The organism is Streptomyces sp. NPDC027663, assembly GCF_055566415.1.
The window spans coordinates 191,039-213,272 of record NZ_JBVHSK010000002.1 but is presented as its reverse complement, the minus strand read 5'-3'; the positions used below and the strand labels follow the sequence as shown (position 1 = coordinate 213,272).

Annotated in this window: 20 protein-coding genes and 1 riboswitch; of the genes, 6 read left to right on the top strand and 14 right to left on the bottom strand. The window is 70.0% G+C overall.

Annotated elements, in window-relative coordinates; genetic code table 11:
- Window positions 1–85: 85 nt before the first annotated feature.
- From def to ACZ4SF_RS05810, 3 genes are all read left to right on the top strand, one after another.
- Window positions 86–736: a peptide deformylase gene (def, locus tag ACZ4SF_RS05820; protein ID WP_468378753.1), complete on the top strand. Its 651-nt coding sequence runs from the start codon at window positions 86–88 to the stop codon at window positions 734–736.
- Between the two features lie 290 nt (window positions 737–1,026).
- Window positions 1,027–2,112, top strand: coding sequence for an epi-isozizaene synthase (gene cyc1 / locus ACZ4SF_RS05815; RefSeq protein WP_468378751.1), 1,086 nt, complete (start codon window positions 1,027–1,029; stop codon window positions 2,110–2,112).
- The gene (locus tag ACZ4SF_RS05810) at window positions 2,109–3,479 is read left to right on the top strand and encodes a bifunctional albaflavenone monooxygenase/terpene synthase (protein WP_468378749.1); all 1,371 of its coding nucleotides are present in this window, start codon (window positions 2,109–2,111) and stop codon (window positions 3,477–3,479) included. The genes cyc1 and ACZ4SF_RS05810 overlap by 4 nt, the downstream gene beginning before the upstream one ends.
- Before the next feature lie 24 nt (window positions 3,480–3,503).
- Here the strand turns inward: ACZ4SF_RS05810 and ACZ4SF_RS05805 are convergent, their stop codons facing one another.
- The 8 genes from ACZ4SF_RS05805 to nagB form a co-directional block, all read right to left on the bottom strand.
- Window positions 3,504–4,466 (bottom strand): GlxA family transcriptional regulator, encoded by a 963-nt coding sequence (locus ACZ4SF_RS05805; protein WP_468378747.1) that lies wholly within the window; start codon window positions 4,464–4,466, stop codon window positions 3,504–3,506.
- A 248-nt stretch (window positions 4,467–4,714) separates the two neighbouring features.
- Complete coding sequence (locus ACZ4SF_RS05800; protein ID WP_468378743.1) at window positions 4,715–5,728, bottom strand: ribonucleotide-diphosphate reductase subunit beta; 1,014 nt, start codon at window positions 5,726–5,728, stop codon at window positions 4,715–4,717.
- Window positions 5,728–8,091: a ribonucleoside-diphosphate reductase subunit alpha gene (locus ACZ4SF_RS05795; RefSeq protein WP_468378741.1), complete on the bottom strand. Its 2,364-nt coding sequence runs from the start codon at window positions 8,089–8,091 to the stop codon at window positions 5,728–5,730. The genes ACZ4SF_RS05800 and ACZ4SF_RS05795 overlap by 1 nt, the downstream gene beginning before the upstream one ends.
- A gap of 127 nt (window positions 8,092–8,218) precedes the next feature.
- Window positions 8,219–8,342, bottom strand: a riboswitch (cobalamin riboswitch).
- 52 nt (window positions 8,343–8,394) lie between these two features.
- A complete protein-coding gene (locus tag ACZ4SF_RS05790) occupies window positions 8,395–8,901 on the bottom strand; it encodes a GNAT family N-acetyltransferase (RefSeq protein WP_468378738.1) in 507 nt (168 codons plus the stop codon).
- Between the two features lie 75 nt (window positions 8,902–8,976).
- Entirely contained in the window at window positions 8,977–10,602 is a 1,626-nt protein-coding gene (mctP, locus tag ACZ4SF_RS05785; RefSeq protein ID WP_468378735.1) for a monocarboxylate uptake permease MctP, read from the bottom strand.
- Window positions 10,599–10,868: a DUF3311 domain-containing protein gene (locus tag ACZ4SF_RS05780; RefSeq protein ID WP_468378732.1), complete on the bottom strand. Its 270-nt coding sequence runs from the start codon at window positions 10,866–10,868 to the stop codon at window positions 10,599–10,601. Before ACZ4SF_RS05780 ends, mctP begins: the two co-directional genes overlap by 4 nt.
- A 138-nt stretch (window positions 10,869–11,006) precedes the next feature.
- Window positions 11,007–11,771 (bottom strand): GntR family transcriptional regulator, encoded by a 765-nt coding sequence (locus tag ACZ4SF_RS05775; protein WP_468378729.1) that lies wholly within the window; start codon window positions 11,769–11,771, stop codon window positions 11,007–11,009.
- Window positions 11,772–12,004: 233 nt separating this feature from the next.
- On the bottom strand, window positions 12,005–12,790 hold the full coding sequence (nagB, locus tag ACZ4SF_RS05770; RefSeq protein WP_468378726.1) for a glucosamine-6-phosphate deaminase: 786 nt from the start codon (window positions 12,788–12,790) through the stop codon (window positions 12,005–12,007).
- A 611-nt stretch (window positions 12,791–13,401) separates the two neighbouring features.
- Between nagB and ACZ4SF_RS05765 the strand changes: the two genes are divergently transcribed.
- Window positions 13,402–14,877 carry a sensor histidine kinase gene (locus ACZ4SF_RS05765; protein ID WP_468378723.1) on the top strand — a complete coding sequence of 492 codons (1,476 nt, stop codon included), beginning with the start codon at window positions 13,402–13,404 and terminating at the stop codon, window positions 14,875–14,877.
- 254 nt (window positions 14,878–15,131) lie between these two features.
- On the opposite strand, the gene ACZ4SF_RS05760 is transcribed toward ACZ4SF_RS05765, so the two are convergent.
- Window positions 15,132–15,389, bottom strand: coding sequence for a WhiB family transcriptional regulator (locus ACZ4SF_RS05760; RefSeq protein WP_003992873.1), 258 nt, complete (start codon window positions 15,387–15,389; stop codon window positions 15,132–15,134).
- A gap of 321 nt (window positions 15,390–15,710) precedes the next feature.
- Entirely contained in the window at window positions 15,711–16,679 is a 969-nt protein-coding gene (locus ACZ4SF_RS05755; RefSeq protein WP_468378720.1) for a diacylglycerol/lipid kinase family protein, read from the bottom strand.
- A gap of 212 nt (window positions 16,680–16,891) precedes the next feature.
- Here ACZ4SF_RS05755 and ACZ4SF_RS05750 point away from each other — a divergent pair, with 212 nt between their 5' ends.
- Entirely contained in the window at window positions 16,892–17,341 is a 450-nt protein-coding gene (locus ACZ4SF_RS05750) for a hypothetical protein (protein WP_468378717.1), read from the top strand.
- Window positions 17,342–17,345: 4 nt separating this feature from the next.
- On the opposite strand, the gene ACZ4SF_RS05745 is transcribed toward ACZ4SF_RS05750, so the two are convergent.
- From ACZ4SF_RS05745 to ACZ4SF_RS05735, 3 genes are all read right to left on the bottom strand, one after another.
- Complete coding sequence (locus ACZ4SF_RS05745) at window positions 17,346–18,455, bottom strand: RNA polymerase sigma factor SigF (RefSeq protein ID WP_468378715.1); 1,110 nt, start codon at window positions 18,453–18,455, stop codon at window positions 17,346–17,348.
- Between the two features lie 17 nt (window positions 18,456–18,472).
- A complete protein-coding gene (locus tag ACZ4SF_RS05740; protein WP_100828178.1) occupies window positions 18,473–18,889 on the bottom strand; it encodes an ATP-binding protein in 417 nt (138 codons plus the stop codon).
- Window positions 18,890–19,265: 376 nt separating this feature from the next.
- Window positions 19,266–19,526 (bottom strand): UBP-type zinc finger domain-containing protein, encoded by a 261-nt coding sequence (locus ACZ4SF_RS05735; protein ID WP_468378711.1) that lies wholly within the window; start codon window positions 19,524–19,526, stop codon window positions 19,266–19,268.
- 60 nt (window positions 19,527–19,586) lie between these two features.
- On the opposite strand from ACZ4SF_RS05735, the gene ACZ4SF_RS05730 reads away from it, so the two are divergent.
- The gene (locus ACZ4SF_RS05730) at window positions 19,587–21,170 is read left to right on the top strand and encodes a Na+/H+ antiporter (RefSeq protein ID WP_468378709.1); all 1,584 of its coding nucleotides are present in this window, start codon (window positions 19,587–19,589) and stop codon (window positions 21,168–21,170) included.
- Here the strand turns inward: ACZ4SF_RS05730 and ACZ4SF_RS05725 are convergent.
- A complete protein-coding gene (locus ACZ4SF_RS05725) occupies window positions 21,167–22,087 on the bottom strand; it encodes a 1-aminocyclopropane-1-carboxylate deaminase/D-cysteine desulfhydrase (protein WP_468378707.1) in 921 nt (306 codons plus the stop codon). The two genes, ACZ4SF_RS05730 and ACZ4SF_RS05725, sit on opposite strands and share 4 nt — an antisense overlap.
- Between the last annotated feature and the right edge of the window lie 147 nt (window positions 22,088–22,234).

Below are 22,234 nucleotides of genomic sequence, written 5' to 3'. Positions count from 1 at the left end.
ACGGTCCCGCACCCCTCCAGGGCGCGTCCACGTACCCTGTATCAGCAACAGCACCCTGTTCATGTGAGGAAGGCGTACGTCGGTCATGGCGCAGCAGGACACCGATCAGCAGCACGCGGGCGTGCTCCCCGTCGACGACGAGGGGTACGTCGTCGACACGGAGGACTGCGAGGAGCGCGAGACCGCGTGGCGTGAGCGTGGCACCTCGCGGCCGATCACGGTCGTCGGCAATCCGGTGCTGCACAAGGAGTGCAAGGACGTCACCGAGTTCGGCGAGGAGCTGCAGCAGCTGGTCGCCGACATGTTCGCCAGCCAGCGCACCGCCGAGGGCGTGGGCCTGGCCGCCAACCAGATCGGTGTCGATCTGAAGCTCTTCGTCTACGACTGCCAGGACGACACGGGCGTCCGGCACGTCGGCGTGGTGTGCAACCCGAAGCTGGTCGAGCTGCCGGCCGACAGGCGCCGGCTGGACGACAGCAACGAGGGCTGCCTGTCCGTCCCCACGGCGTACGCGCCGCTGGCCCGTCCCGACTACGCCGAGGTGACCGGCCAGGACGAACAGGGCAACCCGGTCAAGGTGCGCGGCACCGGCTACTTCGCACGCTGTTTGCAGCACGAGACCGACCACCTCTACGGCTACCTGTACATCGACCGGCTGTCGAAGCGGGACCGCAAGGATGCGCTGCGGCAGATGGCCGAGAACGAGCCACGCTACCCCGTGGTCGCCAACGACTGAGCGGCACCGCACAGTTGGGCGCCCGGCCGGGATCCATCCTGGCCGGGCGCCTTCGTGTTGCCATTGTTCGCTCATGCGTGCGTCGTACAACCGATCCCTTACATGCATCTAGTGATCCTTAATCAGTCACAGATGGGGGGATTCTCGGCACCTTGGGGTAGTGAGTGGAGCAAATCCGTTCCCACAGCGGACAGTTGTGGTGCTGAATGGAAGAGCGGGGATACGCAACGGCGCACGCCCGGCACAACGGGAGGGGTGTGCGCTCCTGGCGGCTGAGAGGGGTTTGTTCTGTGCAAGCTTTCCCACACAGCACCACAGCGACACCGGCGGCGGTCGTGGTGCCGCCCTCCCTGGCACTCCCGGTGATCGAGTCGGCCTTTCCACGGCAACGGCACCCGTATTGGCCAAGGCTTCAGCTGGAGACACGCCTCTGGCTCCGGGAAAAACGGCTCATGCCGGCGGACAAGGTGCAGGAATATGCCGACGGACTTTGCTACACGGACCTCATGGCGGGCTACTACATGAGCGCCTCCGACGAGGTCCTGCAGGCCATAGCCGACTACAGCGCGTGGTTCTTCGTCTGGGACGACCGCCACGACCGCTTCGTCGTGCACGGCCGGTCCGGCGACTGGAGGCGGCTGCGCCACCGGCTGCACGCCGCCGTCGACGCCCCCCGGCACCATCTGCACCACCCCGACCCGCTGGTCGCGGGCTTCGCGGACAGCGTGCTGAGACTGTACGGGTTCCTGTCGCGCACCTGGAACCTGCGGTTCGCCGGGCACTTCCACGCCGTGATCGAGGCCTACGACCGTGAATTCCGCAACCGCACCGAAGGATATGTGCCCGGCGTCGAGGAATACCTGGCGCTGCGCCGCCACACCTTCGCGCACTGGATATGGACGGACCTACTCGAACCCAGTGCCGGCTACGAACTCCCGGTCGGCATAAGGAAACACCCGGCGTTCTACCGGGCCGCCCTCCTCAGTCAGGAATTCGCCGCCTGGTACAACGACCTCTGCTCGCTGCCCAAGGAAATAGCGGGCGACGAGGTCCACAATCTCGGACTCAGCCTCATCACCCATCAGGGGCTGACTCTCGAAGAAGCCGTGGACGAAGTCAGGCGCCGGATCGAGGAATGCATCGATGAATTCCTCGAAGCCGAGCGGAAATGCCTGGGGTTCGCCCGCGACATCGACGACGGAACGGTCCGCGGCAAGGAACTGAGCGCCGCCGTCCGGGCCTGCGTCGGCAACATGCGCAACTGGTTCAGCTCCGTCTACTGGTTCCACCACGAGTCCGGCCGGTACATGGTCGACAGCTGGGACGACCGGTCCACGCCCCCGTACGTCACGAACGAAGCGGCAGGTGAGAAATGACCGTCGAGTCGGTGAAGCCCGAGATCCCCGAGACGCGCGAACTGCGCGAACCACCCCTGGCCGCAGGAGCCGTGCCGTTCCTCGGGCACGGCCTGAAAATGGTCCGCGACCCGCTGTCCTTCATGGCCGCGCTGCGCGACCACGGCGACATCGTGCGGCTGAAGCTCGGCCCCAAGACGGTGTACGCCGTCACCACGCCGGAGCTGACCGGCGCACTGGCCCTCAGCCCCGACTTCAAGATCGACGGCCCCCTCTGGGAGTCCCTGGAAGGCCTGCTCGGCAAGGAGGGCGTGGCCACCGCCAACGGCCCCCGGCACCGGCGCCAGCGGCGCACCATCCAGCCCGCGTTCCGGCTCGACGCGATACCGGGCTACGGGCCGGTCATGGAGGAGGAGGCGCACGGTCTCACCAGCCGCTGGAAGCCCGGCGAGACCATCGACTGCACCTCGGAGTCCTTCCGGGTCGCCGTCCGCATCGCCGCCCGCTGCCTGCTGCGCGGCGACTTCATGGACGAGCGCGCCGAGCGGCTCAGCATCGACCTCGCCACCGTCTTCCGCGGCATGTACCGCAGGATGGTGATCCCGCTCGGGCCGCTCTACCGGCTGCCGCTCCCGGCCTACCGCGAATTCAACCGGGCGCTGGCCGATTTGCATCTGCTGGTGGACGAGATCGTGGCCGAGCGGAGGGCGTCTGGTCAAAAGCCGGACGATTTGCTGACGGCATTGCTGGAGGCGAAGGACGACAATGGTGACCCCATCGGGGAACAGGAGATCCACGACCAGGTGGTGGCGATAGTCACCCCGGGCAGCGAAACTGTCGCGTCCACGATCATGTGGCTGCTGCAGGTCCTCGCCGAACATCCCGAACACGCCGAGAAGGTACGGACCGAGGTCGAATCCGTGACCGCTGGTCGACCCGTCGGATTCGAGCACGTCCGCTCGCTCAGGCACACCAACAATGTCGTCGTCGAGGCCATGCGGCTCAGGCCCGCCGTATGGATATTGACGCGCCGCGCGGTGACCGACACCGCTCTCGGCGGTTATCGCATTCCGGCCGGGGCGGACATCGTCTACAGCCCCTACGCCATCCAGCGCGACGGCCGCTCCTACGACCACCACCTCGACTTCGACCCCGACCGCTGGCTGCCCGGGCGGGCCAAGGAGGTCCCCAAGCACGCCATGAGCCCGTTCAGCGCGGGCAACCGCAAGTGCCCCAGCGACCACTTCTCCATGGCCCAGCTGACCCTGATCACCGCCGCGGTCTCGGCGAAGTACCGCTTCGAGCAGGTCGGCGGGTCCGACGACACCACCCGTGTGGGCATCACGCTCCGCCCGCACAACCTGCTGCTGCGGGCGATGCCTTGGTAGGACACACCTGGTACCGGCGCGCGCTCAGGCGGCCCTGGGGCCCCGGAACGCGCGCCGGTACGCGTTGGGGGTCGTACCCAGCGCCTGGACGAACTGGTGGCGCAGCGCGGCGGCCGTACCGAACCCGGTGCGCCCCGCGATGGCGTCCATGGTCTCGTCCGTGCCTTCCAGCAACTCCTGTGCCAGCAGTACCCGTTGGCGAAGGATCCAGCGGTAGGGAGTGGTCCCCGTCTCCTGCTGGAAGCGCCGGGCGAACGTGCGCGGCGCCATGTGGGCGCGGGCGGCGAGCTGCTCGACCGTCACCTCCCGGTCGAGGTGCGCCTCCATCCACGCCAGCACCTCGCCGACCGTGTCGCAGGGAGCCTTCGGCAGCGGACGTTCTATGAACTGTGCCTGCCCGCCGTCCCGGTGCGGCGGCACCACCATCCGGCGGGCGATCTTGTTGGCCACCTCCGGGCCCTGCTCCTTGCGCACGAGGTGCAGGCAGGCGTCGATGCCGGCGGCGGTGCCGGCGGAGGTGATGACGGGATCCTCGTCCACGTAGAGCACGTCCGGCTCGACGCTGAGCCGGGGATGGCGCCGGGCGAGCTGCTCGGCATGGTGCCAGTGCACCGCGCACCGCCGGCCGTCCAGCAGTCCCGCCGCGGCCAGCACGAACACTCCGGAGCAGACGCTGAGCACCCGCGTGCCCCGGTCGACGGCTCGCCGCAGCGCCGCCAGCAGCTCGGGCGGATAGGCGCGCTCGGCATACGTCTCACCGGCCGGCACGGCGATCAGATCGGCCTCCTCCAGCCGCTCCAGGCCGTACGGAGTGGACACCGTGAACCCGCAGTGGGTGCGCAGGGTGGGACCTTCCGCCGAGACCACGGCGAAGTCGTAGGCGGGCAGCCCCTCGTCGCTGCGGTCGATGCCGAACACCTCGCACACGACACCCAGCTCGAAGGGATGCACCCCGTCCAGCAGCACGGCGGCCACGTTCTTCAGCATGTGGCCAGTGTGCCTCAGAGCTGGCAGTAATTCGAGGGTCTACGGCAGTCCTGCCACTCCCGGTAAGGAGCATCCGGCGCGACAGTGGTGTCCATGAACGGAAACCAGCTCGAAGGCCTGATCGGAATGACCATCACCCTGGGGATCCTGGTCCTCCTGGTCCTCCCGTCCGCGCTCGGCGTCCTGCGCGACAGGCGCATCGACCGACAGCTCAGGGAGGCCCAGGAGGCCCGGGGAGGAAAGCGGGATCAGAAGTCCTCGTCCAGGTCGACGGTGCCCTCCACCGCGACCTGGTACGCCGACGGGCGGCGCTCGAAGAAGTTCGTCAGCTCCTGAACGCCCTGCAGCTCCATGAAGGAGAAGGGATTCTCCGAGCCGTACACCGGCGCGAAGCCGAGGCGCGTGAGGCGCTGGTCGGCGACGCACTCGAGGTACTGCCGCATCGAGTCGGTGTTCATGCCGGGCAGGCCGTCACCGCACAGGTCGCGCGCGAACTGCAGCTCGGCCTCGACGGCCTCCCGGAGCATGTCGGTGACCTGCTGCTGCAGTTCGTCGTCGAACAGGTCCGGCTCCTCCTTGCGGACGGTGTCGACCACCTCGAAGGCGAAGGACATGTGCATGGTCTCGTCACGGAAGACCCAGTTGGTGCCGGTGGCGAGACCGTGCAGCAGACCGCGGCTGCGGAACCAGTACACGTAGGCGAAGGCGCCGTAGAAGAACAGCCCCTCGATGCAGGCCGCGAAGCAGATGAGGTTGAGCAGGAAGCGGCGGCGGTCGGCCCGCGATTCCAGCCGGTCGATCTTCTCGACCTCGTTGATCCACTTGAAGCAGAACCCGGCCTTCTCCCGGATGGAGGGGATGTTCTCCACGGCGTCGAAGGCGGCGGCGCGGTCCTCCGGGTCGGGCAGGTAGGTGTCCAGCAGCGTCAGATAGAACTGGACGTGCACGGCCTCCTCGAACAGCTGCCGGCTCAGGTAGAGCCGCGCCTCGGGCGAGTTGATGTGCTTGTACAGCGTCAGCACGAGGTTGTTCGCGACGATCGAGTCACCCGTCGCGAAGAAGGCCACGAGCCGGCCGATGAGGTGCTGCTCCTCGGGCGTCAGCTTGGCGAGGTCGGCGACGTCCGAGTGGAGGTCGACCTCCTCGACGGTCCAGGTGTTCTTGATGGCGTCCCGGTAGCGCTCGTAGAAGTCGGGGTAGCGCATCGGGCGCAGGGTCAGCTCGAAGCCCGGGTCGAGGAGGTTGGCGTGACGGGTGGACATTACTGGCAGGCCTCGCAGGACTCGGGGTTCTCAAGGGAGCAGGCGACCGCGTCGGGGTCGGCGACCTGCTGCACGGGGATGGTGGCCTGCGCCTGGGCGGCGCGGGCGATGCGCGTCGCCGGGCGGGAGCGCAGGTAGTACGTCGTCTTCAGCCCGGACTTCCAGGCGTACGCGTACATCGAGGAGAGCTTGCCGATGGTCGGCGTCTCCAGGAAGAGGTTCAGGGACTGGGACTGGTCCAGGAACGCGGTGCGGGCGGCGGCCATGTCGATCAGGCCGCGCTGCGGGATCTCCCAGGCCGTGCGGTACAGCTGCCGGACGTCCTCGGGGATCCAGACGAAGTCCTGCACCGAGCCGTTCGAGTCACGCAGCGCCTCGCGGGTGCGGGCGTCCCACACGCCCATGTCCTTGAGCTCCTGCACCAGGTACGAGTTGACCTGCAGGAACTCACCGGACAGGGTCTCGCGCTTGAACAGGTTGGAGACCTGCGGCTCGATGCACTCGTACACGCCCGCGATCGAGGCGATCGTGGCCGTCGGCGCGATCGCCAGCAGCAGCGAGTTGCGCATGCCGGTCGCCGCGATCCGCTCGCGCAGGGCGGCCCAGCGCTCCGGCCAGGTCAGCTCGACGTCGTAGTGGTCCGGGTGCAGCATGCCCTGGGCGGTACGGGTCTCCCCGTAGGCCGGCAGCGGGCCCTTGGCCTCGGCGAGGTCGACGGACGCCTCGTACGCGGCGAGCATGATGCGCTCGGCGATCCGGGTGGACAGCTGCTTCGCCTCCGCGGAGTCGAAGGGCAGCCGCAGTTTGAAGAAGACGTCCTGCAGGCCCATCGCGCCGAGGCCCACGGGGCGCCACTTGGCGTTCGACCGGGCCGCCTGCTCGGTCGGGTAGAAGTTGATGTCGACCACGCGGTCGAGGAAGACGACGGCCGTACGCACGGTCCGGTCCAGCCGCGCCCAGTCGAGATCCCCGGTCGCGGTGTCCACGAACGCGCCCAGGTTCACCGAGCCCAGGTTGCAGACCGCGGTCTCGCCGTCGTCGGTGACCTCAAGGATCTCCGTGCACAGGTTGGAGGAGTGCACGACACGGCCCGGGAGCGCCGTCTGGTTGGACGTGCGGTTGGCGGCGTCCTTGAAGGTCATCCAGCCGTTGCCGGTCTGCGCGAGGGTGCGCATCATGCGGCCGTACAGCTCACGCGCCGCAAGCGTCTTCTTCGCCAGGCCCGCCGCCTCCGCCTTGCGGTACGCGGCGTCGAACTCCTCGCCGTACAGGTCCACCAGCTCGGGCACGTCCGCCGGCGAGAACAGCGACCACTGCCCGTCGGCGTCGACCCGGCGCATGAACTCGTCCGGGATCCAGTGCGCGAGGTTCAGGTTGTGCGTGCGGCGGGCGTCCTCACCGGTGTTGTCCCGCAGCTCCAGGAACTCCTCGATGTCCGAGTGCCAGGTCTCCAGGTAGACGGCGGCCGCGCCCTTGCGCCGGCCGCCCTGATTCACCGCGGCCACCGAGGCGTCGAGCGTCTTCAGGAACGGCACGATGCCGTTGGAGTGCCCGTTGGTGCCGCGGATCAGCGAACCGCGGCTGCGGATGCGGGAGTACGACAGACCGATGCCGCCGGCGTGCTTCGACAGCCGGGCCACCTGGTGGTAGCGGTCGTAGATGGAGTCCAGCTCGTCCAGCGGGGAGTCCAGCAGGTAGCAGGACGACATCTGGGGGTGGCGCGTACCCGAGTTGAACAGGGTGGGGGAGGAGGGCAGGTAGTCCAGGCGGCTCATCAGGCCGTACAGGGACGCGACTTCGTCCACGGAGCGGGTCGAGTCGTCCTCGGCCAGACCGCTCGCCACGCGCAGCATGAAGTGCTGGGGCGTCTCGACGACCTTGCGGGTGATCGGGTGACGCAGCAGGTAGCGGCTGTGCAGCGTGCGCAGGCCGAAATAGCCGAACCGGTCGTCGGCCGTGCGGTCGATCAGCGCGTCGAGCCGCTCGGCGTGCAGCCGCACGAACTCCGCGGTGCGGTCGGCGACGAGGCCCTCGCGGTGCCCGACCGCGACGGACTCGGTGAAGGACGTCACGCCCTGCGAGGCGGCCTCGTCCCGGATCGTGAGGGTCAGCAGCCGGGCGGCCAGCTTCGAGTAGGCGGGGTCCTCGGAGATGAGGCCGGCGGCGGCCTCCGTCGCCAGCTCCCGCAGCTCCGCCTCGTCGGCCCGGGCGGACCGGCCGCGCAGTGCGGCGGCGGCGACCCGGCCGGAGTCGGCATCGGGCAGGTCGGCGGTCAGCTCGGTCAGGGTCCGCAGCAGCGCGGCACCGGGACCGTCGGTCTCCGGCTCGCGGACTGAAGCCGGGTCGGCTGGCGCGATGGTCACGTGGGGCTCTCCCTCGCTCGGCACTTGGGCCTGGCGGAGGGCAGGGGGCAGCCACGAGCGCGCACGGCGTCGCGTCCACCGGCCCACTCCACGAGGCCCGGACGTCTCAAGGCACCCGGACCGGACGGCCGGGCGCACGCTGTGGGCAGGTCCTCGGACTGAACAGGCGTGCGGATACACGCAAGTACACCGTTGCGGGACAGTTCCGGATTCGCACCGGATTCCCCTGCGGCGACAGCGAGGACGAGCATACATCTAGTGCCGGGCTGCCGTGGCACCCCCAGATGTTGTGTCGTGCCGGTCTCAGAGCGTCAACTCGTAGGTGAGGAGAGTGATGTCGTCGATGTCCGGGATCGGGTTCCAGTCCCGTTCCGGGACGCGCACGAAGCCCAGGCGTTCGTAGATGCGGTGGGCGGCGCGCATGGTGCGCTGGGTCGACAGGACGACGGCCGTACAGCCCTGCGTGGCCCGTGCCCGCTCGATGCAGGCCCGCACGAGCGCCTCGCCGGCGCCCTGGCCGCGGCCCGCACGGGCGACCGCGAGCATACGGATCTCGGCCTCCGAGGGGCGGGCGATGTCGGCCATGGGGCCGCCGGAGGGGACGAAGGTGACACCGCCGAGCAGGCTGCCGTCGCGCGTGGCCACGAGCACGTCGGCCGCGGACGCCCGCTTGGCCACGTCCCGCAGCTCGCCCAGGTAGCGGTCGCTCTCGCCGAAGTCGAGGAGACCGTCCTGGAGGTAGGCCTGGGCGGTGATCTCTCCCAGGGCGTCGTACTCGGCGGGCTCGGCGGCGCGGATGAGGATGTCCATGCTGTGAGTGTGCAAGCGAGCGGGCCGCCGTAGCACGTGCTTCACGGCGGCCCGCTGCGGGTTCTGGGTGCGCTCCTAGTGGCCGGCGCCCGCCGTGGCCGGCGGCAGCTCCACCTGGACGCCCGGGTCGCCCGCGTCCGCCGTGTAGTCCTCGGGCCGCGTCTCGTCGATGCCCTCGGGGGCCTTCACGGCCTTCAGGACGAAGGTCAGGACCACGGTCACCAGGACGTTCAGCACGAACGCCGTCAGGCCGATGTAGCCGATCTCGCCGATGCCCGGGATCTCCTTGGCGTTGCCGCCGAAGTGCTTCTGCGTCGGCGAGGCGATCCCGTACGCGGCCACCGTCCCGTACACCATGCCGACCGCCCAGCCGGCCAGCAGTGCCCAGCGGTGGAACCAGCGGGTGAACAGGCCGCCGACCAGGGCCGGGAAGGTCTGCAGGATCCAGATGCCGCCCAGCAGCTGGAAGTTGATGGCGACCGTCTTGTCCATGGTCAGGACGAAGACCAGGGCGCCGACCTTCACCAGCAGCGACACGAGCTTGGAGACCTTGGTCTCCTGCTCGGGCGTGGCGTCCGGCTTGATGAAGTCCTTGTAGATGTTGCGGGTGAAGAGGTTCGCCGCCGCGATGGACATGATCGCCGCCGGGACGAGCGCGCCGATGCCGATCGCCGCGAAGGCGACGCCCGCGAACCAGTCCGGGAACATGTCCTCGAACAGCTGCGGGATCGCCAGCTGTCCGTTGGTGACCTTCACCCCGGCCGCGATCGCCATGAAGCCCAGCAGGGCCAGCAGGCCCAGCATCAGCGAGTACAGCGGCAGGATCGTGGTGTTGCGGCGGATCACGTCACGGCTCTTGGACGACAGCGTCGCGGTGATCGAGTGCGGGTACATGAACAGGGCCAGCGCGGAGCCCAGTGCCAGCGTTGCGTACGTCCACTGGCCCTTGTCCGCCGGGGCCAGCGCACCGCGCGGAGCCTCGGTGACCGGGTTGATCTGGCTGAACGCCTCGCCCGCCTTGGCGAAGATGTCGTCGAACCCGCCCAGCTTGATCGGGATGTAGATGATCGCCACCGCGATGACGATGTAGATCAGCGTGTCCTTGACGAACGCGATCAGCGCGGGCGCCCGCAGGCCGGAGGAGTAGGTGTAGGCGGCCAGCACACCGAAGGCGATGAGCAGCGGCAGGTCCTTCACGAACCAGTTGGTGTTCTCGCCGCCGCCGACGCCCATCACGTCCAGCACCGCCTGGATGCCCACCAGCTGCAGCGCGATGTACGGCATCGTCGCCAGGATGCCGGTCACCGCGACGGCGAGCGACAGGCCCTTCGAGCCGAACCGTCCGCGCACGAAGTCGGAGGTGGTCACGTACCCGTGGCGGTGCGAGACCGACCACAGGCGGGGCAGGAAGGTGAAGATCAGCGGGTACACCAGGATCGTGTACGGCACCGCGAAGAAGCCCGCCGCGCCCGCCGCGTAGATCGCCGCCGGTACGGCGACGAACGTGTAGGCCGTGTACAGGTCACCGCCGAGCAGGAACCAGGTGATCCAGGTGCCGAACGACCGTCCGCCCAGGCCCCATTCGTCCAGGGACTGGTCGTTCTCGGCCCTGCGCCAGCGCGCGGCCAGGAAACCCATGACCGTGACGGCCAGGAAGAAGAAGATGAAGACGCCGAGCGCGACGCCGTTGACGTCCTTCACTTCGCCGCCTCCTCGTCCCGGCCGGCGGCCCTGCGGGCGCGCTGGTCACGCTGCCACAGCTGGTACGCGAAAACCGTGAGCGCGGTCGAGATCAGCACCCAGAGCATCTGGTACCAGTAGAAGAACGGGATCCCGATGAACGCGGGGTCCGTCTTGGCGTACGAGCCGACCCACAGCATCGCCACGAAGGGCGCGACGAGACACAGGGCGATGATCACCCGGACCGGTGTCACCACCGGTGGCCTCACTTCAGGCGTTTCGGACATGCCACGGCTCCGTCCCCTCGCTGATCACCTGTGTAATGCGCAGGCAATCTAGGTGACGGTGTCGCGCCAGAGGAAGACCTCGTCCGCATATCGGTCTACCGATTCGGCGAACGAGCCCGGCTTCCAGGAGCCCGGCTGCTACTCCGCGGGCCGCTTCAGCCGTGCCACGAACTTGTACCGGTCACCGCGGTACACGGACCGCACCCACTCCACCGGCTTGCCCTCGCGGTCCAGCGAGTGCCGGGAGAGCATCAGCATGGGCAGGCCGACGTCCGTGCCGAGCAGACCCGCCTCGCGCGGGGTGGCCAGGGAGGTCTCGATGGTTTCCTCGGCCTCGGCGAGGTGGACGTCGTAGACCTCGGCAAGCGCGGTGTACAGCGAGGTGTACTTCACCAGCGAGCGCCTGAGCGCCGGGAAGCGCTTGGCCGACAGATGGGTGGTCTCGATCGCCATCGGCTCGCCGTTGGCCATGCGCAGCCGCTCGATGCGCAGCACGCGCCCGCCGGCGGCGATGTCCAGCAGTTCGGCGAGCCGGTCGTCGGCGGTGATGTACCCGACGTCCAGCAGCTGCGAGGTCGGCTCCAGGCCCTGGGCCCGCATGTCCTCGGTGTAGGAGGTGAGCTGCAGCGCCTGGGAGACCTTGGGCTTGGCCACGAAGGTGCCCTTGCCCTGGATGCGCTCGAGCCGGCCCTCCACGACCAGCTCCTGCAGGGCCTGGCGGACCGTGGTGCGGGAGGTGTCGAACTCGGCCGCCAGCGTGCGTTCGGGCGGGACCGGCGTGCCGGGCGCCTGCGTCTCCGTCATGTCGAGCAGGTGCTTCTTCAAGCGGTAGTACTTGGGGACGCGCGCGGCACGGACGGTCGCGCCGGCCTCGTTCTCCGCACTGCTGACGTCGGTGCTCATGCTCTGCCTTCCCGGCTCCGAATGCCGAAAGCGGACCGACATCCCATCGGCCACGGCACACATCGTGGCACGGGTTGCCGGGTCAGGACTCCCCCTGCACGCTCCGTGATCTCCTCTGTATACCGTTGCACCCGCTGTTGGTCTAGTCCATCGAGCGGGCGAGCGCGGGGGCGCGCGGAACCGGCGGCACCCCGGCCCGCACCTCCCGCAGGGCGCCTGCGCTCCCGTACCCCCTAGATCCCCTGCCACTCCGGCTTGTCGGCGTAGGTGTGCCGGAAGTAGTCGGCCAGCTTCAGCTTGGACGCGGCGGCCTCGTCGGCGACCACCGTGGCGTGCGGGTGCAGCTGGAGCGCGGAGGCCGGGCACACCGCCGCGACCGGGCCCTCGACGGTCGCGGCGACCGCGTCCGCCTTGCCCTCGCCGGTCGCCAGCAGCACCAGGTGCCGCGCCTCCAGGATCGTCCCGATGCCCTGCGTGATGACGTGGTGCGGAACCTGCTGGATGTCGCCGTCGAAGAAGCGGGCGTTGTCGATCCGCGTCTGCTCGGTGAGGGTCTTGATCCGGGTGCGCGACGCGAGCGAGGAGCACGGTTCGTTGAACCCGATGTGCCCGTCGGTGCCGATGCCGAGCAGCTGCAGGTCCACCCCGCCGGCCTCGGCGAGCGTCCGGTCGTACGCCTCGCACGCCGCCTGGACGTCCTCGGCCGTGCCGTCCGGGCCCATGAACGCGTCCATGCCTATGCCGAGCGGCTCCAGCACCTCACGGCGCAGTACCGAGCGGTAGGACTCGGGGTGGTCGGCGGGCAGCCCCACGTACTCGTCGAGCTGGGCGATCCGGGCCCGCGAGGCGTCCACGGCGCCGGAGCGCACCTTGGCGGTCAGGGCCTGGTAGACGGGCAGCGGGGTGGAGCCGGTGGCCACGCCGAGCAGGGCGCCGGGCTTGCGTCGCAGCAGCTGCGCCATGGCCTCGGCGATCAGCTCGCCGCCCGCCGCGGCGTCCGGAACGATGACAACTTCCACGCTGGGCCTGCCGTTCTGGAGAGGGCTCTGTGCGTCTCTATGTGGTTTAGACCAATCTAACAGAATCGGTGTCCGCGAACCCAGTCTCCGGGGGCGGCTGAGAGCCTGCCGTCGCTTCCGGCCGGTGCCCGCCCGCACTGCCGTCCGCAGTCGCCGCGCCGAGCCCGACGAGGCGGAAGGGACCCGCTTGAGGGCTTGTCCCGGCAGGCGGGACGGCGCGAGCCGGGAGAAACCGGGAGCAAGGGGAAGCACTCGCGGAAATTGCCATGGCCATCTGGCCCCAGGAGTGTCGCGGGCGGGCTAGGCTGCGTGGCATCGCGTGCCAGTGGCCGGTGGCGGGACCTTCCCCACCATGGACACGCCCACGTGGTCTACTCCACAATCCAATAGAACACAGCCTCCGTCTTCCCCGCACAGGAAGGCGGACCGAGGAACCGGAGCTCTCTGCCCTGACTGCCCCGGCTCCTCGACCTTCGGCCGACCGGGACCGCACACCCCACGGCCGATGATGCTCCGGGCTGCGGTGCCGGGAGGGTTGAGGGTCCCTTCCAGGCGCCGCGGCCCGCGGGTGTTTTTCGGCCCCTTGCGACGCCCCGGGTACGCTCGCAGACGTGCCCTCCATGAACGAACTGGTCCGCCAGCACACCGCCCTCGACGACTCCGATCTCGAGTGGCTCCACCTGCTGGTCTCGGAGTGGCAGCTGCTCTCCGACCTCTCCTTCGCCGACCTGGTCCTCTGGGTTCCCACCCGGGACGGCACCCGGTACGTCTCGGTCGCGCAGATGCGCCCCAACACCGGCCCGACCTCCTACCAGGACGACATGGTCGGCCACCTGGTCCCGCGCGGCCGGCGGCCCATGCTGGACGCCGCACTGGACGAGGGCCGGATCGTCCGCGAGGGTGACCCGGAGTGGCGCGAAGAGGTCCCCGTGAGGGTCGAGTCCATCCCCGTACGGCGTGAGGGCCGCGTCCTCGGCGTGATCGCCCGCAACACCAACCTGCTCACCGTCCGCACCCCGAGCCGCCTGGAGCTGACCTACCTCCAGAGCGCCTCCGACCTCGCCCAGATGATCGCGGCCGGCGCCTTCCCGTTCCCCGACCAGCAGGTCGACATGGACGCCTCCCCGCGCGTCGGCGACGGACTGATCCGGCTGGACGCGGACGGCACCGTCCAGTACGCCTCCCCGAACGCCCTGTCCGCCTACCACCGTCTCGGCCTCGCCGCCGACCTGGTCGGCCACCACCTCGGGCAGACCACCGCCGAACTCGCCCCGACCCGGGGTCCGGTGGACGAGGCGCTCGCCAAGGCGGCCAGCGGCTGGGCGCCGCGCGAGTTCGAGATCGAGGCCAACGACGGCGTCATCCAGTTCCGGGCCATCCCCCTCAAGCCCAAGGGCACCCGCATCGGTTCGCTGGTGCTGTGCCGGGACGTCACCGAACTGCGGCGCCGCGAACGCGAGTTGATCACCAAGGACGCCACCATCCGGGAGATCCACCACCGGGTGAAGAACAACCTCCAGACGGTCGCCGCGCTGCTGCGGCTCCAGGCCCGGCGCATCGACTCCGAGCGCGGCCGGGAGGCTCTGGAGGAGGCCGTCCGGCGGGTCGGCTCGATCGCCATCGTGCATGAGACGCTGTCTCAGAACCTGGACGAGCGGGTGGAGTTCGACGACATCGCCGACCGGGTGCTGGCGATGGTCGCCGAGATCTCGCCGGGCAAGGTGACCGGCCGGCGCAGCGGACGCTTCGGCATACTCGACGCCGAGGTCGCCACGCCGCTGTCCATGGTCCTCACCGAGATCCTGCAGAACGCCCTGGAGCACGGCTTCCGCGAGGGCGACACCGGCACGGTCGAGGTGTCGGCGGTGCGCGGCGGCACCACGAAGGAGGCCCGCCTCCTGGTCACCGTCCAGGACGACGGCGTGGGCCTGCCCGCGGACTTCGACCCCCACCGCTCGGGCAACCTCGGCCTGCAGATCGTACGGACCCTGGTGGAGGGTGAGTTGGGCGGCACCTTCGACATGGTGCCGGCGCCGGAGCGGGGGACCCGGGTGATCCTGGACATTCCGGTGCGCGCGCAGAAGTGAACGATCGGTTGTCGCGCAAGGCGTCGGCGTCGCCGTCGCAGGGAGGCGGGCACAGCAAAAAGCCCCGGACCGCCTTTGGTCCGAGGCTCGTGCTCGATGCTGCTGTGCTAAATCGCGATGGGGCACCCCCCGCTCGAACTGGGTCGAGCGCTTGGGGGAGGCATCGGGGTTACTGCGCGCTGCGGCTCGGGGGCGGGAGATGCGCACGTGCTGTGCGCGCCGCCAAGCTCAGGCTGTCAGCAGGGGTGGGTGTGTCAGGCGGAGGCCTGACGGGCCCGGTTGCGGGCGGCGCGGCGCTTCATGGCGCGGCGCTCGTCCTCGCTGAGACCACCCCAGACGCCGGAGTCCTGACCGGACTCGAGCGCCCACTGCAGACACTGCTCGATCACCGGGCAGCGACGGCAGACGGCCTTGGCTTCCTCGATCTGCAGCAGCGCAGGACCGGTGTTGCCGATGGGGAAGAAGAGCTCGGGGTCTTCCTCGCGGCAAACGGCGTTGTGACGCCAGTCCATGGCTGCTACCTCTCCTTGGTGTTACGTGCTCGTTGCTTGTGAATGTGAACGCTTTCACGAATCCCCCGACAAGTGAAGGGCCGACCGCCGGGTCTTCCCCGGCGTGGGTCCTTGGTTTGAAGAGGGGTTCCGGTGATCAGTGGAGGCCGGTGTTGCGGGCCGTCCCGATCGCCACGTAGAGACTCGCAAACCTCAGCGGCGGATACAACCCCTTCCGGAAAGTTTTTTTTGATTCCTCGGTGTCGACTGGGTCACAGCCGTACTTCCATGGGGTGGATCCTGGCCTAAACGTTCGAGTGAAAGGACTTTCGCCCGTTCCGCTCACACAATCACACGCAGTGCGCGGCGTACGCCTGTGAACGTCACGCTGGTACGCAGTCCCAGGTGGTCACCGTCCATCTGAAGGGGCAGAGGCACCTTCGAATGCAAGGTGAACCCGTCCAGATCATGCAGTGAGACGGCGTGCTTGCCATGGGGTCCGCGCTCGGGGGACGAAGTGAGCAACTGGGTGCCATACCGGGCAACAGCGGCCGTCGACAGACGGCTGAGACCGAGTACGTCGATGCCCGCGTCGAACGAGGCCTTAGGTGACGTGTACATCGGGCGATTGCCGAGATACGTCCAAGGGGACGTGTTCGAGACTATGGCGACGACGAGGTCGCCGACCGGGTCGGCGCCCGGCTGCTCGAGCGTGATGGTGCCGTGCCGGCGGTGCGGTTCGCCGAGGAACTGTCGGACCACCTGGCGGACGTACAGCGCATGCGTCGACTTCTTCCCGCGCTCGCGCTGCTGCTCCACCCGCCCGACCACGCCCGCGTCGAAACCGAGCCCGGCGTTGAAGGTGAACCAGCGGGGCGGCACCGCCTCGTCCTCGGTGCCCGGGGTGCCCGAGGTCAGTCCGAGCCCGACGACCCGCTCGCTGCCCTCGCGCAGCGCGTCCAGCAGCGCGCCGGTGGCCTCGACCGGGTCGTTGGGCAGGCCCAGGGCACGGGCGAAGACGTTCGTGGACCCGCCGGGGACGACGGCGAGACCCGGCAGCCGGTCCGGCGCGGGGCCGGCGTGCAGGAGGCCGTTGACGACCTCGTTGACCGTGCCGTCACCGCCGAGAGCCACCACCATGTCGATGTCGTCGCTCTCCGCCGCCTGCCGGGCGAGATCCCGCGCATGGCCGCGGTACTCGGTGGTGACCGCCTCCAGCTTCACCTCGCTCGCCAGCGCGTGGATCAGGACATCGCGTCTGCGGGCGCTTGTGGTGGTTGCCGCTGGATTGACCACGAGAAGTGCACGCATGCATGGCAGCGTACCTACTGGGGGGTACCCGGCCCAGACCGAGGTAGGGATCCGGTAAGAGAGCAGGGCGTGAGCCTGGACACGTGATGCGGCCGGTCGTGCCGCTCCCCGGGGCCGGGGCGCGTCGTCGGCGCGCCGACCGCGGGCGGCTCCAGGCCGGCCGCGCGGACGCCCCTGCAGGGCGATTGCGGGGCCCCGGCTACCCTGCTGGGGTGAGCAGTCAGCAGAACCCCGTCCAGGACCCCGCCGAAGCCGGACCCGCCGAGCCGCGCCCGCGCCGGCTGACGTACGCGGCCGCGCTGGCGGCGCTGGAGGGTGCCGCCCTGGTGGCCGGCGGTCTGTGGGTGCTGGTCCGCGGACTCACCGGCGACCCGGACGACCGGCAGCAGGCCGTGACCCTCGGAATCACCCTGGCCGTCCTCGCGCTGCTGCCCCTGATCGCCGCCCGCGGTCTGCTGCTGCAGCGCAGCTGGAGCCGGGGCCCGGCCCTGATCACCCAGGTGATGGCGCTGCCGGTGGCCTACACCCTGCTCCAGGCCGACAGCATGGCGATCCCGGCAGGGATCGCCCTCGCGGTGGTCGCCGTGGCGGCCCTGGTGCTCCTGGTAAACGGCGAGACGACCCGGGCCCTCGGGATCAAGGGACCGGGCCGGGACGCATAGGGGCTCACTCCTCGACGAGGAGCTTCTCCCGCAGCTGGGCCAGCGTGCGGGCCAGCAGCCGGGAGACGTGCATCTGGGAGATGCCGACCTCCTGCGCGATCTGCGACTGGGTCATGTTGCCGAAGAAGCGCAGCAGCAGGATCCGCTTCTCACGCGGCGGCAGGTCCTCCAGCAGCGGCTTGAGGGACTCGCGGTACTCCACGCCCTCCAGCGCCTCGTCCTCGGCGCCCAGGGTGTCGGCGACCGCCGGCGACTCGTCGTCCGTGTCGGGGACGTCCAGGGACAGCGTGGAGTACGCGTTGGCGGACTCCAGGCCTTCCAGGACCTCTTCCTCGGAGATGGCGAGCTTCTCGGCCAGCTCGTGAACCGTGGGGGAGCGGCCGTGCAGCTGGGACAGCTCGGCCGTCGCCGTGGTCAGCGCGAGCCGCAGCTCCTGGAGCCGGCGCGGCACCCGGACCGCCCAGCCCTTGTCACGGAAGTGCCGCTTGATCTCGCCGACGACGGTCGGGGTGGCGTACGTGGAGAACTCCACGCCGCGCTCCGGATCGAACCGGTCGACGGACTTGATCAGGCCGATCGTGGCGACCTGGGTGAGGTCGTCCAGCGGCTCGCCGCGGTTGCGGAAGCGGCGTGCCAGGTGCTCCACGAGCGGCAGGTGCATACGGACCAGCTGGTTGCGCAGCTCCGCGTACTCCGAGCTGCCCGCGTTCAGCTTGCGCAGCTCCACGAACTTCGCCCGCGCCCCGCTGCGGTCCTGGGGGCCGTGCTGTGCAGCCTGCACGGCCTCCGCGCCCAGCGCGTCGTCGTCGGCGTGTCGCTCGTGCTCGCTCATCGTCCCGCCCGTAGCCCTTCCCCGAGCCCTCGCCCCCGTGCGGACCGCGGACCCGGCGCCGCCGTGTGCCGCCGGCGGTGCGGCCTGTCCGGCGTCGTCACCGCCGCTCCGCGCCGAATCGTCCTCCGGGTGTGGCCTGGCCTGCTCGGGGATGCCGTCGATGCCGTCCGCCATGCGCCGGGAACCGTCCCGGGGGGCCTCCCCGGGCGTCTCGGCTCCGGACCAGGGGGCACCCCCGTCCCCGGTCGGCAGCTCCCGTGTGCCGCGCTCTTCGTCCCGCACCGGCCCGTCCCCGTTCCTCACGCCGGCCCGGGACCCGCGCCGCGCTGTTTGTAGAGGCTGATCGACACCGTCTTGTCCTCGTCCACGGCGGACGACACCTTGCCCGCCAGGGCCGACAGCACGGTCCAGGCGAAGGTGTCCCGCGAGGGGGCGTGGCCGTCCGTCGTCGGCGCCGACACGGTGACCTCCAGCGAGTCGTCGACGAGTCGGAAGACACAGCTGAGCACCGAGCCGGACACGGCCTGCTGGAGCAGGATCGCGCAGGCCTCGTCGACGGCGATGCGCAGGTCCTCGATCTCGTCCAGGGTGAAGTCCAAGCGGGCCGCCAGACCGGCCGTGGCCGTCCGCAGCACCGACAGGTAGGCACCCGCAGCCGGAAGCCGGACTTCCACGAAGTCCTGGTTCGCCGCGGGCTCGCCTGCGATCTGGGACACCCTCACCTCCATGGTGGTACAAGCTTTACGGGGCCGAGGGTCGCCCCTCGGGGTAACGCGTACGTGGTTCAAGCGGTGACGCTATCGCGCTCCGAACGTTTCTGTCCCCGGGACCCCAACCCCCTGGCGTCACTCACAGTAAAGCTGTGGATACGCTCCGTGTCTAGAGGGTCTGCGGGCCCAAATGGGAAGAGCGCGCGCCGGGTTGACGTACCCAGACGTCAGACGCTCGAACCGTCGTGAGGCCGCCGCCGAATGCAGTGTCACACGAGAACGCCGTCGGATGAGAACGCTCTCGGCGAGAACCCCCCTGAGGGGCCCCTGCCGAGCCGTGCGCGGGACCCGCGGACACCGCACGAACGCCGGGAGCGGACGCTCAGACGAGCACGTGGTCCACGAAACACCACCGCCAGTCCTCGCCGGGCTCGAACGTGCGCATCACCGGGTGGCCGGACTGCGCGTGGTGCTCCGTCGCGTGCCGCCCCGGCGAGGAGTCGCAGCAGCCCACGTGACCACAGCTGAGGCACAGCCGCAGCTGCACCGGATGCGTGCCGTCCCGCCGGCACTCCGGGCAGGTCTCGTCCAGCGGCTCCGGTTCCGGGTGCGGCAGCGCGTCGGCGTGCGTGCACTGTTTCATGATTGCCAGATTACGACGGGTGTGCGGGTGACCGCGCGGAAAAAAGGGTGGGCGAGGCCGATGGACGTGATGCCCCTGCTGTTGCTGGTGGCGGGCAGTGCGGCGGTGGCCGCGGCGGCCCGGCGCACCCCTGTGCCGGCGCCCCTGCTGCTGGTCGCGGTGGGGCTGGCGGTCTCCTACGTCCCCGGCGTTCCGCCCTACACCCTCGATCCGCACGTCGTCCTGCCGCTGTTGCTGCCCCCGCTGCTGTACACGTCGGCGACCGACAGCTCCTACCTCGACCTGCGCGCCCAGCTGCGGCCGGTGGCTCTGCTCTCGGTGGGCTACGTGCTCTTCGCGACGTTCGTCGTCGGCTGGGCCGCCTACGTGATCGTCCCCGGGCTGTCGCTGCCGGCCGCGCTGGTGCTGGGTGCGGTGGTGGCCCCGCCGGACGCGGTGGCCGCCACGGCGGTCGCGCGCCGGGTCGGCCTGCCCTCCCGGATCACCACCATCCTCCAGGGCGAGTCGCTGCTGAACGACGCCACCGCGATCACCGCCTACAAGGTGGCGCTCGGTGCGGCCATCGGCACCGGGGCCACCTGGGCGGGCGGGATCGGAAAGTTCCTGTTCGCCGCGGTCGGCGGCGTGGGCGTCGGCCTCGTCCTCATGGCACCGCTGCACTGGCTGCGCACCCACCTGACCGAACCCCTCCTGCAGAACACCCTCTCCCTGCTGATCCCGTTCGTCGCGTACGGGGTCGCCGAGCAGGTCGGCGCCTCCGGAGTGCTCGCGGTCGTGGTCGTCGCCCTCTATCTCGGCCACCGCGCGTGGGAGGTCGACTTCGCCACCCGCCTGCAGGAGGAGGCCGTGTGGAAGATGGTCGCCTTCGTACTGGAGTCCGCGGTGTTCGCGCTGATCGGACTCCAGCTGCCCATCGTCCTCAAGCGGCTCGGGGAGTACGCGGGCGGCACCGCCGTCTGGTACGCGATCGCCGTCTTCCTGGTCGTCGTCGTGGCCCGGTTCGTCTGGGTCTACCCGGCCACCTTCCTGCCCCGGCTGCTGTCGGCGCGCATCAGGGAGCGCGAGGCCAACCCCACCTGGCGGGGCGCGATGGTCACCTCGTGGGCCGGCATGCGCGGCGTCGTCTCCCTGGCCATCGCCTTCGCGATCCCCTCGTCCATGCCGGACGGCCCGCGCAACATGATCCTCTTCCTGACCTTCACCACCGTCATCGGCACGCTCGTCGTGCAGGGCGTCACCCTGCCCCCGCTGATCAGGCTGCTGAAGTTCCCCGGCCGCGATCAGCAGGCCGAGACGCTCGCCGAGGCCAACGCCCAGGCGCAGGCCTCCCGCGCCGCCGAGAACCGGCTCGACGAACTCCTCTCCGACGAGCGCAACGCCCTGCCGCCGCCGCTCGCCGACCGGCTGCGCAGTGTCCTGGAGCGCCGCCGCAACGCCGTCTGGGAGCGACTCGGCCAGGTCAACCCGGTCACCGGCGAGTCCGTGGACGACACCTACCGCCGGCTGTCCCGCGAGATGATCAGTGCCGAACGCGAGGTCTTCGTCAGACTCCGCGACCACCGCTACATCGACGACGAGATGCTGCGCGCTCTGCTGCGACGGCTGGACCTGGAGGAGGCGGCCGCTTACCGCGAGGCCGGTTAGCGTTCCCGGGAGTCCGGCCCGCCCGCCGGGAACGGCCGCCCGGTGACGACGGCGGCGATCGTCGTCCCGCGCGCGAAGGCGCCCTCGCCCGCCAGGGTGACAAGTCCGTACAGCAACTTGGCGACATAGAGACGTTCCACGGACAGTCCGTGCCGCTCCTCGAAGTCCAGTGCGAATGCCATGAGCTCCGGCGTGGTACGGGCGTAACCACCGCAGTGGAAACGGTCGTCCAGGGACCAGGTGCCGGTGCGGGTGCCGAAGGCACGTTCCTGCAAGGCCTGTACGTCGGCTTCCAGAAAGCCTCCCTTCAGGACCGGCACGCCGAGCGCGCGCTGTGCGGCCGACAGGCCGGCGGCGAGGCCGGCGAGGGTGCCGCCGGTGCCGCAGGCGACCGCGACGACGTCCGCCCGGCCGCGCAGTTCCTCGCCGAGGGCACGGCAGCCGTGCACCGCCTCGGCGTTGCTGCCGCCCTCGGGGACGACGTACGCCGCCTCGGCGCCGGCCGCGCGCAGGATCGCGGCCAGCGTCTCCGGCTCGCTCTTGCGCCGGTACGTGGACCTGTCGGTGAAGTGCAGCCGCATGCCGTCGGCCGCGCACCGGGCCAGGGACGGGTTGAGCGGCCGGTCGGCCAGCTCCTGGCCACGGACCACGCCGACGGTCGGCAGCCCCAGCAGACGGCCGGCCGCGGCGGTGGCCCGCAGGTGGTTGGAGTACGCCCCGCCGAAGGTGACCAGTGGACGCCCCTGGGCCGCGGTGATGTTCGGTACGAGCTTGCGCCACTTGTTGCCGACGATGTCGGGGTGGATCAGGTCGTCGCGCTTGAGCACCAGCCGAACCCCGTGCCGGCCGAAACGGTCGTCCCGTATCTCCTGGAGAGGGGAAGGGAGGCGGGGGGCGAGCGGGTCCGGGCTGGTCACGGCTTCATTGTCGCCCGGGGAAGGGGCTGGGCGAGAGACGGGCCGCCGCCCCGCGCCCCGAAGGCGCACGGGGAACTGCGCGACCAGCCACGACCCACCCCCACCGGCCCCCCGACCGAGTCCCTGACGGCGCTCGTCCACAGCCGC

Coding starts and splice junctions, on each gene's coding strand:
- def (WP_468378753.1), top strand. CDS start 86: ATGGCGCAGCAGGACACCGATCAGCAGCACGCGGGCGTGCTCCCCGTC.
- ACZ4SF_RS05810 (WP_468378749.1), top strand. CDS start 2,109: ATGACCGTCGAGTCGGTGAAGCCCGAGATCCCCGAGACGCGCGAACTG.
- ACZ4SF_RS05805 (WP_468378747.1), bottom strand. CDS start 4,466: ATGCTGAAGAACGTGGCCGCCGTGCTGCTGGACGGGGTGCATCCCTTC.
- ACZ4SF_RS05800 (WP_468378743.1), bottom strand. CDS start 5,728: ATGTCCACCCGTCACGCCAACCTCCTCGACCCGGGCTTCGAGCTGACC.
- ACZ4SF_RS05790 (WP_468378738.1), bottom strand. CDS start 8,901: ATGGACATCCTCATCCGCGCCGCCGAGCCCGCCGAGTACGACGCCCTG.
- ACZ4SF_RS05780 (WP_468378732.1), bottom strand. CDS start 10,868: ATGTCCGAAACGCCTGAAGTGAGGCCACCGGTGGTGACACCGGTCCGG.
- ACZ4SF_RS05775 (WP_468378729.1), bottom strand. CDS start 11,771: ATGAGCACCGACGTCAGCAGTGCGGAGAACGAGGCCGGCGCGACCGTC.
- ACZ4SF_RS05760 (WP_003992873.1), bottom strand. CDS start 15,389: ATGGACTGGCGTCACAACGCCGTTTGCCGCGAGGAAGACCCCGAGCTC.
- ACZ4SF_RS05755 (WP_468378720.1), bottom strand. CDS start 16,679: ATGCGTGCACTTCTCGTGGTCAATCCAGCGGCAACCACCACAAGCGCC.
- ACZ4SF_RS05735 (WP_468378711.1), bottom strand. CDS start 19,526: ATGAAACAGTGCACGCACGCCGACGCGCTGCCGCACCCGGAACCGGAG.
- ACZ4SF_RS05730 (WP_468378709.1), top strand. CDS start 19,587: ATGGACGTGATGCCCCTGCTGTTGCTGGTGGCGGGCAGTGCGGCGGTG.